The sequence below is a fragment of the Pseudoalteromonas sp. T1lg22 genome (assembly GCF_002964645.1).
GTDB lineage: Bacteria > Pseudomonadota > Gammaproteobacteria > Enterobacterales > Alteromonadaceae > Pseudoalteromonas.
In genome coordinates, this window is the sequence record NZ_PQBY01000010.1 from 151,664 (window position 1) to 167,596 (window position 15,933).

Genomic DNA, 15,933 nt, shown 5'->3' on the forward strand with positions numbered 1-15,933 from the left:
CTTAGTCTTCGCCGTAACCTAGGCTACGCAGGGCGCGTTCGTCGTCCGCCCAACCCGATTTCACCTTGACCCACAGCTCAAGGAACACCTTGTTATCGAGCATATCTTCGAGATCGCGACGGGCTTCACGGCCGATGGTTTTCAGCTTTTCACCCTTGTTACCTATGACCATACGCTTTTGCGTTTCGCGCTCAACCAGGATCAGGGCGTTAATTTGCCATACGCCGTTGTCTTGCCATTTAAACTGCTCGATTTCTACGGTCACAGAATAGGGTAACTCGTCCCCCATAAAGCGCATGAGCTTTTCACGCACGATCTCCGCCGCCATAAAGCGCATGGAACGGTCTGTAACATAGTCTTCCGGGAAGTAAAATTCGCTTTGTGGTAAGCGCTTACGCACTTCTTTTTTGATCAGGTCAAGATTGCGATTATTCTTGGCGGAAACCGGAATAATACCGGCAAAGTCGCCTTTTTCACTGAGCCAGAGCAGATGCTTGGGGATCAGTTCCTGGTCTTTCACCTGATCGGTTTTATTCATCACCAAGAGCACGGGTGTTTTACCGGCACAGACCTTGTTCAACACCATTTCGTCGTCATTGGTCCAGTGCGTCCCTTCGACCACAAAGATGATCAGCTCAACGTCACCGATGGAGCTTGAGGCGGCGCGGTTCATTAAACGGTTAATGGCGCGCTTCTCTTCCACATGCAGGCCCGGGGTGTCCACATACACGGTTTGATAATTATCTTCGGTATGAATGCCCATAATGCGGTGGCGCGTGGTTTGCGGTTTACGCGAGGTAATACTCACCTTCTGCTCAACAATTTTGTTCAACAAGGTTGATTTACCTACGTTCGGGCGACCGACTATGGCCACCATACCGCAATGCGTTTGTGTGTGCGTATCAGCTGTCATTCTTTAATATCTTTAAGGCTTTTTCTGCGGCTTTTTGCTCCGCCTTACGGCGCGAACTGCCCACAGAGATAATACTTTCCATCCCTTCAACGATACATTCAACCGTGAACGTCTGGTTATGCGCCTGACCCTTGGTATCGATCACCGTATAACCCGGCAGGGGTAACTTACGGGCCTGTAGAAACTCTTGTAGCAGAGTCTTAGGGTCTTTTTGATTCATTCCCGGGGAAATAGAGTCCAAGCGCGAGGCGTACCATTGCAGTACCAAGTCGCTGCAGGTGTCGATATCTGAGTCCAGGAATACGGCGCCAATAATGGCCTCTACCGCATCGGCCAGGGTCGACTCGCGGCGATAACCGCCGCTTTTAAGCTCACCCGGGCCCAGGCGCAGGTACTCGCCCAGGTTAAACTCAAGGCCAAATTCGGCCAGGGTTTGGCCGCGCACTAAAGTTGAACGCATGCGGCTCAAATCGCCCTCGCGCGCCTTAGGAAACTTGTGATACAAGGCGTTGGCGATGACAAAGCTTAAAATCGAGTCACCAAGAAACTCCAGGCGCTCGTTATGCTGGCCCTTATGGCTGCGATGAGTCAGGGCTTGCTCAAGCAAGCCCTGGTCAATAAAGCTATATCCTATTTTACTGTACAGTTCTGTTACGTTTTTCTTCATTGTTACTGAATATTACCTAAGCGTTCAAAGCGAACACTGGTTGGCACCCAACTTGGCAAGAAGTCATCGGCTGTGTTTTCAAATTCAAAACTCATCCAAATAAAGACCGCTTTACCTACCAGGTTAGGCTCTGGAACGAATCCCCAAGCGCGACCGTCTTCACTATTGTCGCGGTTGTCGCCCATCATAAAATAATGACCTTCGGGAACAACCCACTCGTCAATCTTGGTGCCTTGTTGTTGGTAGTACTTGCTCTTAAACTCAGGCAGTCTTGGGTTTATTAAAATATCATGCTTAAGGCCGTCGAGGTCTTCTTCAAGACGCACAAGTTGCTGGCTCCCTTGCATAAACTCATCTTTATTAATTATATCTAGTGCAATTTTATTGTATTCGCCACAAAGCAAACTGCCCTGCTCGGCCTGGCCTTGCTCACAATGCGGTTTGATATACAGCTGCTTGTTGCGATACACAATGGTGTCGCCCGGCAGACCGATAACACGCTTGATAAAGTCCAGCTCAGGCTTAGGCGGGAACTTAAATACGGCGATGTCGCCACGTTCCGGTTTGCCCGTAGCTACCAGCTCAGAGCGCCATACCGGGTCCTTAATACCATAAGAGTATTTTTGTACCAGGATAAAGTCGCCCACCAACAGAGTTGGCATCATGGAGCCCGATGGGATCTGAAACGGTTCGAACAAAAACGAACGAAATACGGTAATGATGGCTATCATGGGGAAAATCGACTTGGCATGCTCGGTAAGCACAGGCACAGGAGCGATTTCCTCTTTTAATTCCTCGTCCAGCGGCTTACCACTGGCGCCCTCTGCAAGCGCAATTAGCTGCTTGCGCTTGGGGGCATAAACCAGATGATCTATCAACCAGATCAGGCCCGAGGCCAGGGTAAGTAGCACTAAAAATATGGAAAAATATCCAGCCATCAGTGGTGTCCTTTATTGTTATTATTTGCCGACTTTCAAAATCGCCAAGAAGGCATCTTGAGGAACTTCAACGTTACCCAGCTGCTTCATGCGCTTCTTACCTTCTTTCTGCTTTTGCAGTAGCTTTTTCTTACGGCTTACGTCACCACCATAACACTTGGCGATTACGTTTTTACGAAGCTGTTTAACCGTTGAACGGGCAATAACATGGTTGCCGATAGCCGCCTGAATGGCGATGTCGAACATCTGGCGCGGAATAAGCTCACGCAGTGCTTCGGCTAGTTCACGGCCACGGCCTTGGGCGTTGTCACGGTGACAAATAATGGCCAGGGCATCAACGCGGTCGCCATTGATAAGAATATCCACACGTACCATGTCAGCGGTGCGGAATTCTTTAAAGTTGTAATCCAGTGATGCGAAACCACGGCTGGTTGACTTCAGCTTATCGAAGAAGTCCATTACCACTTCACCCATGGGCAGCTCGTAAGTCACCGCTACCTGGTTGCCGTGATAGTTCATCTTGGTTTGCATACCGCGCTTTTCAATACACAGGGTAATGACGTTACCCAGGTACTCTTGCGGTACGAGAATATTGGCTTCTACGATAGGCTCACGAATTTCAAGAATGTCGTTTACCGGCGGCAGCTCAGACGGGTTATCGATTTGAATCGTGCCATCTTTGGTTACCACCTCATACACTACGGTCGGTGCCGTGGTGATAAGGTCGATATCGTATTCACGCTCCAGACGCTCCTGGATGATTTCCATGTGTAGCATGCCTAAGAAGCCACAGCGGAAACCAAAGCCCAGGGCCGTTGAGTTTTCCGGCTCGAAGAACAGCGAAGCATCGTTCAGGCTCAGCTTATCAAGGGCATCGCGGAATGATTCATACTCGTCTGAAGAAATAGGGAACATACCGGCGTAAACCTGCGGCTTAACGCGCTGGAAGCCTGGCAGGCGTTCTTGTGCTGAATTACGCGCCAGGGTGATAGTATCGCCCACAGGAGCACCGTGGATTTCTTTAATACCGGCGATAATAAAGCCTACTTCGCCCGTTTTCAGCGCACCCGTGGTGGTCTGCTTCGGGGTGAAGATACCTACTTTATCGGCAATATGAACTTGCTCGTTCGACATGATCTTGATCTTGTCGCCGGCTTTAAGCTCACCTTGCATAATACGTACAAGTGACACAACGCCCTGGTACGGGTCGAACCAAGAATCAATAATAAGTGCTTTTAGCGGGCCGTCCACATCACCTTGCGGCGGTGGAATATCACGCACGATTCGCTCTAGTACGTCATCGATACCGATACCGGTTTTGGCGCTACACTGCACCGCATCTGTGGCGTCGATGCCGACAATGTCTTCAATTTCTTCGGCAACACGATCAGGATCGGCCTGCGGCAGGTCAATCTTGTTCAAGATTGGCACCACTTCTAGGTCCATTTCGATGGCGGTGTAACAGTTGGCCAGGGTTTGTGCTTCAACACCCTGACCGGCATCAACAACCAGCAGCGCGCCTTCACAGGCCGCCAGAGAGCGTGATACTTCGTATGAGAAATCCACGTGTCCCGGGGTGTCGATAAAGTTTAACTGGTAGGTTTCACCATCTTTGGCGGTGTAGTTAAGAGTTACGCTCTGCGCCTTGATGGTAATACCGCGTTCACGCTCAAGCTCCATTGAGTCCAATACTTGCTGCTGCATTTCGCGGTCGGTTAAGCCGCCACACACTTGGATCAAACGATCGGACAGGGTCGATTTACCATGGTCGATATGGGCGATAATCGAAAAGTTACGGATATGCTTCATAAATTGGATTCTGACTTCTTAAAACTGAGCTCGGGTAAACAAAGGGCCAATTTTACCTGTAATTGACGCTAATCACCATCTCTTTGCGATACTGGCAGGCTAAGAGGGTAAATCTTTATCACTTTCACATCATGAACAACACGCTTAAGCCTATGTTTAGCAAGGATAAAACCAAGAACACCCGCAGCAAATGCGGCGCCTATTTGCAACCCTTCACTGACACCGAAAACAGCCTGCGCGAGCACCGCCGTCACCAAAGCGAATAACAGCGGCCAGATATAAACGACAAATGAACTCATCACTATGTGCGAGTCATCAAGGGCCAGTTTAACCTTTTGGCCCACGCTCACAGGCTCGGAAAATTGATAGGGACAACGCTTTTTGTCTGTGCCGAACAGCTTGGCGAACACTTGCGAGCCGCACTTGCCATTACAACCGGCACAAGCCGGCTTAGGCTCGGCTTGTAAAAACGCGGTGTCGCCCTTGACGGCGACCACGGTAAGAACTTGTTCAATCATGGGCTTAACTACAGAGGTCGCTGTACTGACTCGGCTATATTTTTTGCCGTAGCGACGGGGATATTACCTATCACCGAGACATCGAAGGCGCCGGCGTTATGGATATAAATGGTGGTGGCACCCGAGGTTAACGAGCCGCTCGGACGTTGCCCGGCCAAAGGCCGCTGCACAAATACCGAGACTTCAACCAAGCCATCGGAATACAAATAATAATCTGCCAACTCATTGTTTAAGTTGAGTTTATGGCGATCTGACTTAAGCAGCTCGAAGCCTTGGGGTAACCAGCCTATTTGCCAACTGCCCTGATCGCCTGCCTCTTCATTACGAGGCAAGGGGGCCGGGAATTCACGACGGCTGATCTCAAGTAACTCCGGAGCCGGGGTTTCCGAGACATTGATATGACTCAGTTGCAGTTGCTCTAAAAATTCGCCCTGATTGTTCACATAGGCGGACTTAAGCAGTAATGAGGTTTCGGTATCAAGCCAGACCCAGTAGCTGTATTTGTCCTGGTCTTTGGCTTCAATGCGCAAAAGCTGTGCTGGACGACCGGCAATACGGCCCTTGTTACCAAGCACGAAATTATAGTTTTGTGCCAGTTGTTCCACATCGCCAAACAGCACTTCCGGGATGGGACCGCTGATCGCCGAGGTTTTTACCGAATAAGGTTGAGCTTGGGGTTCGTAATAGGTAACACGATCGTCAACGCGCACCATTTCCAGGCCCGCACCATTAAGCAAGGTCAGTAATTCCAGTTCCTGCCCTTCATGAATACCGTGACTCCAGCGGTAAGGCTCCATGGCGCGGTCTTTCACCACCACAAATGAGGCGACGAAGTTGCGCTGTTTAACCGCGGTGGCCATATTGTCCAGCCACTGCTTGGCGGTCATCTCCGACATAGCCTGGGCCGGGAACAGCCACAGGCTCACTAGCACAACATAAAGGTACTTCATTAACTATTATTGTTCCTGTTGTTCTTGCTCATCTTTGTTTGCCGTGTTTGCTAAATGCGCGGCTTCACGGGTCTGACGCTGATGCTCTAATACCAGGGCGCCAATGCGCTGATGTTGTAATTCACGTAAACCACGTTCGGCATTTTCAAGCGCCGGCTCCGAAGAATAACTCACCGGTGAGGCCGCACCAATAAATGGGTTAGACTGCAAGGGCGGTAGTTCATCGGCACCATTGCCCGTCGCACCATATTGCTGGACGCCCAGTACCGCAACCACGGCCACGCTTGCGGCAATGGCAGTTTGCGTAATACCACGCCACCAGGTACCGCGGATGACGTTATCCTGTTGGGGTTGTGCTTCCCTGCTTGACTCAAACTCTTGGCCGAATTGCGCATGAACCGGTTCTTGTTCAAGTTGTTGGGCTACCTGCGCGGCTATATCTAACTGGATGCTAGGTGCTGTTTCGGAGCGCATCACATTGCCAATCAGGCTGTAACGAGCCAATGTATCTGTATCTACATCAGCAACGTTAAGCGTATCGACACTGGCTTCATTGTCCACCAAGGCAGAAATAAAGGCTTTGTCCTGCTCACTACACTTTGCTTTAGTCATAATTACGACTCACCTATTAACGGAGTTAACTTGTTATCTATCGCTTCACGAGCACGGAATATACGTGAACGCACCGTGCCCACTGGGCAATCCATTACCGCGGCGATTTCCTCATAGCTCATCCCTTCAAGTTCTCGTAAAGTGATGGCTGTTTTCAAATCTTCAGGTAGCTTATCAATGGTGGCAAAAATGACGTCTCTGACCTCGTCACTTAACAGCAAATTTTCTGGGCTGGCATTACTACGCAGTGAATCTGCACCTTCATAAAACTCAGCATCATCAGCATCGACATCATTTGCCGGCGGCCTGCGCCCCTGTGCGACCAAATAGTTCTTTGCACAGTTCACGGCAATACGATATAGCCAAGTATAAAACGCGCTGTCGCCCCTAAAATTAGGCAGCGCTCTATACGCCTTAATAAAGGCTTCTTGAGCTACATCTGCAATGTCACCTTGGTTGGCAACATAACGCGATATCAATCCTGCTACTTTGTTCTGATATTTGGCGACCAACAGGTTATAAGCATTTTTATCTCCCTGTTGAACCTTTCTTACCAGCGCTAAATCCAAATCCTGCTCGCTCATTCGAGCCGGTACTCCTCTGCGTTATTTTGCTTTTATCTTGTATCCAAGCTACCAAATACACTCAGTCTGACTGGGTCGAAATGAAAAAGTTCGCAATAACTGCATTTTTTTTCTGTTCTTAGTTAACTTCAGTCGTGCCCAGGCGGCAAATATGATACATATAGAGGCAACATAATAGGTAATATAAACCTCGGCTCAACACTATAACATGAACCCGAATAAACAACATCACAGCGACGTTGCTATCATCGGCAGCGGTGCCGCTGGCCTGTCTTTGGCGCTTTCTCTCGCCAACCATTGTCAAGTAACCGTACTCAGTAAAGGCGCTCTTAACGAGGGCTCCACCCTGTACGCCCAAGGCGGTATTGCGGCGGTATTCGATAAGAAAAACGACAGTATTGAATCCCATGTTGAAGACACCCTCACCGCCGGCGATGGTCTGTGCTCCCGCGAGGCGGTGCACTACACGGCCTCCAATGCCAAAACCTGTATGCGTTGGTTGATTGAGCAGGGTGTGCCCTTCGATATGGAAACCGATGACAAGGGTCATGAGCGCTATCACCTAACCCGTGAAGGCGGCCACAGCCATCGCCGTATTTTGCATGCTGCCGATGCCACCGGCCGCGCGGTGCAAACCACCCTCATTGAGCGGGTGTTGGCCCACCCCAATATTACGCTGTTGGAAAACTACAACGCCATCGACCTGATCACAGATGCCAAGCTCGGCAAAGAAGGCAAGCATTGTCATGGCCTTTACGTATTTAACCGCGCCAAGGAACGGGTCGAGATCATCAGCGCCCGCTTTGTGGCTTTGGCTACCGGCGGCGCCAGCAAGGTTTATCTCTATACCTCCAACCCGGATGTGGCCAGCGGCGATGGTATTGCCATGGCTTGGCGAGCCGGTTGTCGCGTTGCCAATATGGAGTTCAACCAGTTCCACCCCACCAGCCTGTATCATCCTAAGTTGCAAAACTTTTTGATCACCGAGGCGATGCGTGGCGAAGGCGCTTATCTACTGCGCCCGGATGGTACCCGCTTTATGCCGGAATTTGATGAGCGCGCCGAACTGGCGCCGCGTGACGTAGTGGCTCGGGCCATCGACTTTGAGATGAAGCGCCTGGGCGCTAATTGCGTCTACCTGGATATTTCCCATCGCGACAAAGAATTTATTATCGAACACTTCCCCACCATTTATGCCAAGTGCTTAAGTGTAGGGATAGATATTACCAAGGAAGCCATTCCCGTAGTGCCAGCGGCCCATTACACCTGTGGTGGAGTGATGACCGACTTTAACGGCAAAACGGATTTAGACAACCTTTACGCCATCGGCGAAGTCGCCTACACCGGGCTGCATGGCGCCAACCGTATGGCCAGCAACTCATTATTAGAATGTATCGTCTTTGCCCATGCGGCAGCCAAGGACATAGTCGCCAAACTGAATTTGCCGTATGAGCCCACGGCCTTGCCACAATGGGATGACAGCCGGGTAAGTGACTCGGATGAAGAAGTAGTGATCACCCACAACTGGCATGAACTGCGCCTCTTTATGTGGGATTACGTCGGCATAGTGCGCTCCACCAAACGCCTGGAGCGAGCTCTGCGCCGGGTAGAATTACTGCAGCAGGAAATTTACGAATATTATGCCAACTTCCGCATCAGCAATGATTTGCTGGAGCTGCGCAACCTGGTGCAGGTAGCTGAGCTAATCATCCGCAGTGCCCTGGCGCGCAAAGAAAGCCGTGGCCTGCACTACACCCTGGATTATCCAGAGCACCTACCCGAAGCTCATATTACCGAGCTCAAACCTGGGGCTGACTAAGCGCCAATTGCACCGCCCGGGCACACTCACGAAAGTGTTCGGGCGTCATCGCCCTGGCGGCAATAAAGATATGATGACGTTTCCCGCACATATCGTCTTGCAGCTGCAAATGAATTAAGCCCGGATAAACCCGGGATTGAGCCAACAGCCTGCCGCTAACAGAAGCATTAGCTTGATGCACTTCGGCACGTTGTCCTTGGATCAGCAAATTGCCCTGATGTGGCCAACAGCGACGAAAACGAAACCAAAAATGGCAATAACCTAAGGCCAGAATTAAGGCACTGCACAGCGCCCAAAGCCATTGCGGGTGCGCCAATAACAAGAGCGCATAGACAAAAACAAACACCGCCATAACCGGGCGGTGTTGTGGGATATTGTTTGAGAAGGCGCCGCTATACACGGACGCGGTCGAGGATGATCTTAACCAGACGCGCCAGCTCAGGGTCCTTACATTGCTCATGGCCCATAAACCAGGCGAACAGATCCGGGTCATCCGCCTCCAGCAAACGTTGAAACACCGCCTTGTCTTCGTCATTTAAGGCATCATAGCCCTGCTCGACAAATGGCATAAACAATACATCCAGCTCCAACATGCCGCGACGACATGCCCAACGTAAACGCGCCTTACTATCTAAATTCGCCATGGTTTTCCTCTCAATAGTCTGCTGCCCAGCAGTGTAACAAAATCTCCTCCGGCTCACAGCTATTTTACGCTAAGGCGCTGTCATCAAAGAGGTGCTTAAGTTACACTAAGCACAGTAATTGCTCGTGCACTAAAGGAGTCATGCATGTCCACTTTGTCGGTTTATGTTACCGAAAACACCGCCATTTATGTTCATGGTGATGATGCCAAGTCTTACCTGCAAGGTCAGTTGACGCAAGACGTCATCGATATAGACGCCAACACCTGGCGCTGGGCCGGTCAGTGTAATGCCAAAGGCAAGCTGTGGGCCTGTTTTCGCATTAGCCAGTATCAGCAAGGCTATGTGCTTATTTGCTCAAACACCGAAGCACAATTTGCTCTTGCCGAGTTAAAAAAATACGCGGTATTTAGCAAGGTCGAGATCGATCAGCTCGACGCCCAGATATTGGGAGTGATAGCGCCCAAGGCGGAGTTGGCCAGCCAGTTAAATATCGACATCAGCGGCAATGCCCATCAATGGCAAGAAAACCTAGTGCTCCTCTTGGACGACCAACGCGCCCTCTTTATTGGCGATAACAGCGTTCTGCCCGAGCCGCAACAAGGCGATGAGTTTGCCAGCGCACAAATTAAAGCCGGCGAGCCAAGCCTGAATGCCGGAGCTATCGATGCCTATGTGCCGCAAATGGTTAACCTGCAGGCCCTAGGTGGTATCAGCTTTAACAAGGGCTGTTACACAGGTCAGGAAACCGTGGCGCGTATGAAGTACCTGGGTAAAAACAAGCGTGCCATGTTTGTGCTACGAGCTGAGCATGAGGGCATCTTAGCCCCTGAGCTAGATGCAGAGCAAAACCCACTCGACTTAGAGCGCCAGGTTGGCGATAACTGGCGTCGTGCCGGTAGCTTAATCGCCCAAGCCAGCGCCAATGGCGAACTTTTTGGCCTTGCCGTGTTGCCAAATGATACTGAGCAAGATGTTCAGCTTCGCGCAAAACACGCTCCACAGGTGCTGTTCACCATTGCACCTTTGCCTTACTCACTGACAGAAGATTGATCTGGAATACATTATGAATATAGCTGACAACAAAGTCGTTACTATGCACTACAGTGTGGTCGACAAAGCGGACAACACCATAGACAACACCTTTGATGGCGAGCCACTGGTATTTATCGTAGGTACCGGCTTTTTGATCCCTGGCCTGGAGCAAGCGCTTCAAGGTAAACAGGCTGGCGACACCTTTAGCGTCGAAGTTGAGCCAAAAGACGGCTACGGTGAACGTCATGAGCAACTAATGCAGGCGGTACCTAAGGCCATGTTCGAAGGCATGGATATTGAGGTTGGCATGCAGTTTCGTGCCACCACGGATGACGGCGAGCAAACCGTGATCATCGTTGATATTCAGGGTGAAGATGTGATTGTCGACGGTAACCACCCGCTAGCCGGTATTGCGTTGAAATTCGACGTCGAAGTAGTTGATGTACGCGATGCGACCGCCGAAGAATTGGCCCATGGTCATGCCCATGGTGCTGGCGGCTGCGGCCACGATCACTAATCAGCTGTTTTAGCTAGTAAAAAGGACGCTTATGCGTCCTTTTTTTATACTTCTTGGCTAGGCGACTGCTTCGGCGAAGGCTCTGGCGAATACACAGGCAAATGCTTGTTGATGGCCTCGGCCAGTTGCTCGGCCTCATTGCTGCCAACCCGATAAAAGGTCCCGTCTTCTAACTCAATAGCCACAGCGGCAAAGCCATTGGCAGTGTAGACCCAACCATCATGAGTAATGCGTATGCCAACACCGTGGCGAAACGAATTACTGACCACGGCTACCGATTTAATTTCACTAAAGGCCAAGCGTTTCTTAGCTATCCCTGGGCCAAAAAACCACTCCACCCCTTGCTCGTCCACTCGTACCGTCAGGCCATGAAATAAAAAGGCACACACAGCCAGTATTGCCGCAAACAAGAGCATGGGGCCATCGCTGCCCATAAGGTAGAACGCCATACCGACAAAGGTGCCGATCCACAAGATTAGGGCCAAAATAGCCCAGGCATATTGTTTATGCTGATACATAGAAATTAAACTCTTAAGAATTAATCAAAACTGTAGACAAAGGTGGCGCTTAGCTCGGAGTCATAGTTGTGCTTTAGCGTCTCCGGCTTGGAGTTATAGCGATACAAGTAGGCAAACTTTAGCGAAAGCTGACCCATAATCTGGCTAATTAAGGAGGTTTCCGACTTTAACCGTGAGTTTAACCCAGACAGGGATTGCTCGGCACTTATAAACTGATTAAAGCGGGTGCGTTTCGACACCTTACGCTCCCACTGCAGGGCAAGGCGCAACAGATAGCCGGTCACATCGCCATCGTTTTGCTCAGCCTCTTCCTCGCCTTCGGCCTCATCAAGGTCAACCTTAGACACATAAAGTCCGGGACCTATATCAAAATCCACGGTATTTTTTACGCCGCGATACAGACGATTGCCGTACCCGGTTGCCACCGTAGCCTTAAAATCCAGGCCAGAGAATTCATCATCTTCATAATCGCCGTACAAAAATAAAGAGGCGTCTTCACTGCCCACCTTATAGTTGGATTGCCCGGAGACAAAAAAGCGCTGTGCTGAGATGGTTTCTTCACCGGTTTCGCTGTCGACATCGCGACGGTAAAGGGAGTCGAATTTAAACTGTTTCGCCAATGGGTGAAGTCCTGATAGACGTTGGCACGCAGTTTAAAACTGGTTGAGTCTGTGTTGCCCCTGGTGACGATAAAGCCAAACTCGGCATCGCCGTAGAACATTTCGCCCTGATGTATTTCATGGATTTCGGCATCCGTTAATTGTCCGTATTCGTGAAAGTCTTCAAACGGATCCACCGCCCAACAACTCAAACTACAACAACCAAGGAGGACTACCAAAAACCGCATACTAACTACTTACTCTTTCCAAATAACGTGACAAAAAGGGGCGTCCTGATCTCGGCTGATCAACACCCGGGCAAAAACGATATCTTCATTTTCCAGCTCCAGACCTATGGTCACTTCACTGTAAAATTCCGGCTCGATTTCCATTGCCACTATGCTCTGCCAGTCCGCGCTTGGTTCACTTTCTTCAATAAAACCAAGCTCTTCTCTGTGAGCATTAAAGTCATCAATATCCTGTTCGCTCAAATGCTCTGGGGCGAGCTCTAAAAACACTTCATACGCGTGGTGAGTGATCTCTTCGGCGCTAAATAATCTGGGTCCGGACATGCTGGCTTCTTTATTTACTCTTGTTTGTGCCGATAATAACAAAAGTTATGGGCAATGTGCATAAGCATACGACCAATAAAAAGCCGGGAAATTCCCGGCTTGTTGATATTTTTTATTCTTGGGGGTTCGGGTCTATGCCGAGCTTACGCTTAACCCCCTCACGCATATTCTGCACATAGGTGTAGAAGAGCGGAACCAATAAGGTACCCAGTACGGTCGCCGCTATCATCCCTGACATTACAGTGACACCCAGAGACACCCGACTGGCGGCACCAGCACCGGTCGCCAATACCAAAGGCAGCACCCCAAGTACAAACGACAAGGCGGTCATGAGTACGGCGCGGAAACGCTGCTCGGCGGCAATTTTCGCCGCTTCGAAAATAGTCTTACCGGCGGCTCTTTGCTCCATGGCAAACTCAACGATCAGAATCGCGGTTTTGGTCGACATACCTATCAATAGTACAAAGCCTACCTGAGCATAAATATTATTGGTCATGCCGAGCATATAGAGGGTGCTCATGGAACCGAAAATCGCCAGTGGCACGGCGGCAATAACCGAAAAGGGTATGGTCCAGCTTTCGTATTGGGCCACTAGGAACAAAAACACGAACAGCACGGCCAAAGCAAACAAGACACCGGCCACATCCCCGGCCATGATCTCCTGACGAGTCTGCCCCGCCCAGTCGAAAACATAACCGTCAGGCAACTCGGCAGAGAGTTCCTGCATCACCTTAATGGCATCACCGGTGGAATAACCAGGAGCGGCGTTACCTGTGACGCTCACGCTGCGATACAGGTTAAAGTGATTCATGCTGGTTGGGCCAAGTATAGGTCGCAAGGTGGCAACCGTGGTCAGCGGCACCATGTCTCCTTGGTTATTGCGCACATAGTAGTACTGCAAGTCCTCTGGCTTGGCACGATACTCGGCCTCAGCCTGGATATTCACCTGATAGGTACGACCAAACTGGTTAAAGTCATTGATATACAAGGAGCCCAGCTGAGCCTGCAAGGTAAGGAAGATATTACCTAAAGTGATCCCTTGCGCCTTGGCCTTGTTACGGTCAACTTCCAGGAAGTATTGCGGCGAATTGGCGCGGAAGGTACTGAATACGCTTTGCAGCTCAGGCCGTGAGTTAGCCTCGTAAATCAAGCCATTCATCACCCCGGCCAGCTCTGCAGGGTCACGCCCTTCGGAGTCAAGCAGGCGATATTCAAAACCGGAGCTTGCGCCCAGGCCCGGGATGGGTGGCACGTTAAAGACCATGGCCTGAGCATCGGGCAGCGCCCATAATTGCCCCTGCAAACGGCTAATAACCTGGTTAATTGATAATTCTGCTGTGGTGCGCTCTTCCCAGTCTTTAAGCACCACAATGCCCAGAGCGTTGTTAGAGCCGGCACCACCCAAGAGTGAGAAGCCCGATACGCCAACAAAGTCTGCGGTCGCCGGATCTTGCGCTATGATGTCACCTATTTTTTGCACCACGGCATCGGTACGCCCCAAGGCCGCCGCATCCGGAAGCTGGATATCGACAAATACGAAACCCTGATCTTCCGGTGGCACAAAACCGGTAGGCACGTTTTTCGCCAACCAGCCGGTGGCCACAAACAGCACTACAACGATAATACCGATACGACCGGCACGCTTAAGTAAAAAGCCGATAATACCCGTATAGCCCTTGGTCGAGCTGGTGATCACATTTTCAAATGGACGCAGCCATTTAATCGGTTTCATTTTCTCGGCACTGAGCAACAAGGTACAAAGGGCCGGGCTCAGGGTCAGCGCGTTTACCGATGAAATCAGTACCGCAAAGGAGATGGTCACAGAAAACTGCTTATACAGCTCACCCGTGATCCCCGGCATAAAGCCGACAGGCACAAATACCGCGAGCAGTACTAAGGTGGTGGCGATAATGGGCCCCCCCACCTGAGACATGGCCTTAAAAACCGCATCCTTAATCGGCAGCTTTTCTTCTCGTAAAATACGCTCAACGTTTTCGATAACGATAATGGCGTCATCCACCACTATACCTATGGCCAGTACCAAACCAAACAGGGTGATCAGGTTAATGGAAAAACCCATGGCCAACATGGCGGCAAAGGTGCCGATCAGTGAAACCGGAATAGCCAAGGTGGGAACCAAGGTTGCGCGCCAATTTTGCAAGAATAAGAAGACCACTAAGATCACCAGGCCTACCGCCTGGAACAGAGTCACTTTAACTTCTTCTATAGAGCGGTTGATAAACTTGGTGGTGTCATAAGGGATTTTATATTCAAGCCCATCTGGGAACTGCTTTGACAGCTCCTCCATCCGCGCTTTAACCTTTTCTGCCACTTCCGTCGCATTGGCTTCATTCAGCTGATAAATAACGATAAAGCCGGTGTCTTTTTGATTCAGCTTGGCGCTGCCGGCATAGCTTTGTGCACCGCGCTCTATGCGGGCGATATCATTTAAACGGACAAAATCACCATCCAGGTTGGAGCGAATAATGGTTTCGCCAAACTCCTTCGGCGTAACAAATCGCCCCTGTGCTTGAATGGCATATTCAAACTGTTGATTAGGCAGTGACGGCGAGGCGCCTAACTTACCGGCGGCAACCAGGGTGTTTTGTTCCTGAAGGGCGTTTTGCACCTCCACTACGGTCACCCCTAACGAGGCCATTTTATCCGGCTTTAACCAGACCCGCATGGAGTAAGTCAAATCACCCATGACACTGGCCTCTGCCACGCCTGGAATACGACTGAGCGGCTCGGTCAGATAGTTAGTGGCATAGTTACTTAAGAAGCTGGAGTCCATATCCGGGTTTTCTGAGTACAGACTCACACCCATCAACATGTTGCTCGACATTTTTTTCACCGACACGCCCTGGCGGCGTACTTCTTGCGGCAAGAAAGGTTCGGCTAGGGAGACTCGGTTTTGCACATTCACCTGAGCCATATCGGTATCCGTACCCACCTCAAAATACACGGTTATGGTGGCCGAGCCATTATTGCTGGAGGTGGACTCGATATACATCATGCCTTCAACGCCATTGATCTTTTCTTCAATGGGCCGGATCACGGTTTCTTCTATGGTTTGGGCGCTGGCACCAGCGTAAAAAGCCGACACCTGAACCTGAGGCGGGGTAATTTGCGGGTACATGTTGACCGGCAATTGGGTCATGGCAATAAGCCCGGCTAAGGTGATCACAATGGAGATCACCAAAGCCAATTTCGGTCTATAAATAAACGTCTTACTGATCAT

16 protein-coding genes and 1 pseudogene are annotated in these 15,933 nt (G+C 50.5%); 3 read left to right on the top strand and 14 right to left on the bottom strand.

Features of this window, described 5'->3' with window-relative positions; translation table 11 throughout:
- Nucleotide 1: 1 nt before the first annotated feature.
- The 8 genes from era to rpoE all read right to left on the bottom strand — a co-directional run bounded on the left by era (nucleotide 2) and on the right by rpoE (nucleotide 6,991).
- Nucleotides 2-913: a GTPase Era gene (gene era, locus C2M24_RS06530; RefSeq protein ID WP_105200747.1), complete on the bottom strand. Its 912-nt coding sequence runs from the start codon at nucleotides 911-913 to the stop codon at nucleotides 2-4.
- Complete coding sequence (gene rnc / locus C2M24_RS06535; RefSeq protein WP_105200748.1) at nucleotides 903-1,580, bottom strand: ribonuclease III; 678 nt, start codon at nucleotides 1,578-1,580, stop codon at nucleotides 903-905. Before rnc ends, era begins: the two co-directional genes overlap by 11 nt.
- 2 nt (nucleotides 1,581-1,582) lie before the next feature.
- On the bottom strand, nucleotides 1,583-2,518 hold the full coding sequence (lepB, locus tag C2M24_RS06540; protein ID WP_105213706.1) for a signal peptidase I: 936 nt from the start codon (nucleotides 2,516-2,518) through the stop codon (nucleotides 1,583-1,585).
- Between the two features lie 21 nt (nucleotides 2,519-2,539).
- On the bottom strand, nucleotides 2,540-4,327 hold the full coding sequence (gene lepA, locus C2M24_RS06545) for a translation elongation factor 4 (protein ID WP_105200750.1): 1,788 nt from the start codon (nucleotides 4,325-4,327) through the stop codon (nucleotides 2,540-2,542).
- Between the two features lie 68 nt (nucleotides 4,328-4,395).
- Nucleotides 4,396-4,845 (bottom strand): SoxR reducing system RseC family protein, encoded by a 450-nt coding sequence (locus tag C2M24_RS06550; RefSeq protein WP_105213707.1) that lies wholly within the window; start codon nucleotides 4,843-4,845, stop codon nucleotides 4,396-4,398.
- A gap of 8 nt (nucleotides 4,846-4,853) precedes the next feature.
- On the bottom strand, nucleotides 4,854-5,795 hold the full coding sequence (locus C2M24_RS06555; protein WP_105200752.1) for a MucB/RseB C-terminal domain-containing protein: 942 nt from the start codon (nucleotides 5,793-5,795) through the stop codon (nucleotides 4,854-4,856).
- Between the two features lie 6 nt (nucleotides 5,796-5,801).
- A complete protein-coding gene (locus tag C2M24_RS06560; protein WP_105213708.1) occupies nucleotides 5,802-6,407 on the bottom strand; it encodes a sigma-E factor negative regulatory protein in 606 nt (201 codons plus the stop codon).
- A gap of 2 nt (nucleotides 6,408-6,409) precedes the next feature.
- Nucleotides 6,410-6,991 (bottom strand): RNA polymerase sigma factor RpoE, encoded by a 582-nt coding sequence (gene rpoE, locus C2M24_RS06565; protein ID WP_105200754.1) that lies wholly within the window; start codon nucleotides 6,989-6,991, stop codon nucleotides 6,410-6,412.
- 208 nt (nucleotides 6,992-7,199) lie between these two features.
- On the opposite strand from rpoE, the gene nadB reads away from it, so the two are divergent.
- Entirely contained in the window at nucleotides 7,200-8,810 is a 1,611-nt protein-coding gene (gene nadB, locus C2M24_RS06570; protein WP_105200755.1) for an L-aspartate oxidase, read from the top strand.
- On the opposite strand, the gene C2M24_RS06575 is transcribed toward nadB, so the two are convergent.
- On the bottom strand, nucleotides 8,791-9,270 hold the full coding sequence (locus C2M24_RS06575; protein ID WP_158683703.1) for a protein YgfX: 480 nt from the start codon (nucleotides 9,268-9,270) through the stop codon (nucleotides 8,791-8,793). The two genes, nadB and C2M24_RS06575, sit on opposite strands and share 20 nt — an antisense overlap.
- Complete coding sequence (locus C2M24_RS06580) at nucleotides 9,203-9,454, bottom strand: FAD assembly factor SdhE (RefSeq protein WP_105213710.1); 252 nt, start codon at nucleotides 9,452-9,454, stop codon at nucleotides 9,203-9,205. Before C2M24_RS06580 ends, C2M24_RS06575 begins: the two co-directional genes overlap by 68 nt.
- A 144-nt stretch (nucleotides 9,455-9,598) precedes the next feature.
- Here C2M24_RS06580 and ygfZ point away from each other — a divergent pair, with 144 nt between their 5' ends.
- Complete coding sequence (ygfZ, locus tag C2M24_RS06585; RefSeq protein WP_105213711.1) at nucleotides 9,599-10,504, top strand: CAF17-like 4Fe-4S cluster assembly/insertion protein YgfZ; 906 nt, start codon at nucleotides 9,599-9,601, stop codon at nucleotides 10,502-10,504.
- A gap of 13 nt (nucleotides 10,505-10,517) precedes the next feature.
- Nucleotides 10,518-11,003 carry an FKBP-type peptidyl-prolyl cis-trans isomerase gene (locus C2M24_RS06590; RefSeq protein ID WP_105200759.1) on the top strand — a complete coding sequence of 162 codons (486 nt, stop codon included), beginning with the start codon at nucleotides 10,518-10,520 and terminating at the stop codon, nucleotides 11,001-11,003.
- Between the two features lie 44 nt (nucleotides 11,004-11,047).
- On the opposite strand, the gene C2M24_RS06595 is transcribed toward C2M24_RS06590, so the two are convergent.
- The 4 genes and pseudogenes from C2M24_RS06595 to C2M24_RS06610 all read right to left on the bottom strand — a co-directional run bounded on the left by C2M24_RS06595 (nucleotide 11,048) and on the right by C2M24_RS06610 (nucleotide 15,933).
- Nucleotides 11,048-11,521: a hypothetical protein gene (locus C2M24_RS06595; protein WP_105213712.1), complete on the bottom strand. Its 474-nt coding sequence runs from the start codon at nucleotides 11,519-11,521 to the stop codon at nucleotides 11,048-11,050.
- A 20-nt stretch (nucleotides 11,522-11,541) separates the two neighbouring features.
- Nucleotides 11,542-12,368 (bottom strand): annotated as a pseudogene (locus C2M24_RS06600) (DUF481 domain-containing protein).
- Nucleotides 12,369-12,377: 9 nt separating this feature from the next.
- Nucleotides 12,378-12,692, bottom strand: coding sequence for an HI1450 family dsDNA-mimic protein (locus tag C2M24_RS06605; RefSeq protein WP_105200761.1), 315 nt, complete (start codon nucleotides 12,690-12,692; stop codon nucleotides 12,378-12,380).
- A 112-nt stretch (nucleotides 12,693-12,804) separates the two neighbouring features.
- The gene (locus C2M24_RS06610; protein ID WP_105213713.1) at nucleotides 12,805-15,933 is read right to left on the bottom strand and encodes an efflux RND transporter permease subunit; all 3,129 of its coding nucleotides are present in this window, start codon (nucleotides 15,931-15,933) and stop codon (nucleotides 12,805-12,807) included.